The sequence below is a fragment of the Pseudomonas sp. 05T35 genome, assembly GCF_056396605.1.
In genome coordinates this window covers 1-552 of the sequence record NZ_JBFTLU010000913.1, presented here as the reverse complement: position 1 = coordinate 552, position 552 = coordinate 1, and the positions used below count along the sequence as shown (strand labels likewise).

General features: G+C 46.9%; 2 tRNA genes and 1 rRNA gene. All 3 read left to right on the top strand.

Features of this window, described 5'->3' with window-relative positions:
• Positions 1-82 (top strand): 16S ribosomal RNA (locus AC1DH9_RS30650); the annotation flags it as partial.
• Between the two features lie 84 nt (positions 83-166).
• A tRNA-Ile gene (locus AC1DH9_RS30645) sits at positions 167-243 on the top strand.
• 5 nt (positions 244-248) lie between these two features.
• Positions 249-324 (top strand) — tRNA-Ala (locus AC1DH9_RS30640).
• The last annotated feature ends 228 nt before the right edge of the window (positions 325-552 follow it).

Here is a 552-nt window from a genome sequence, read left to right as displayed (position 1 = left end):
GGTTACCACGGTGTGATTCATGACTGGGGTGAAGTCGTAACAAGGTAGCCGTAGGGGAACCTGCGGCTGGATCACCTCCTTAATCGACGACATCAGCTGCTGCATAAGCTCCCACACGAATTGCTTGATTCATTGAAGAAGACGATAAGGTCAGCATCCCTTGATTGGGTCTGTAGCTCAGTTGGTTAGAGCGCACCCCTGATAAGGGTGAGGTCGGCAGTTCGAATCTGCCCAGACCCACCAATTACGGGGCCATAGCTCAGCTGGGAGAGCGCCTGCCTTGCACGCAGGAGGTCAACGGTTCGATCCCGTTTGGCTCCACCATTTACTGTTTTTCGCTGGCTTATTGTTAGAGTGCAGAAATGAATATTCGAGTGAATATTGATTTCTGATCTTTATCAGAATCGTTCTTTAAAAATTTGGGTATGTGATAGAAAGATAGACTGAACGTTACTTTCACTGGTAACGGATCAGGCTAAGGTAAAATTTGTGAGTAATTGCGAATTTTCGGCGAATGTCGTCTTCACAGTATAACCAGATTGCTTGGGGTTA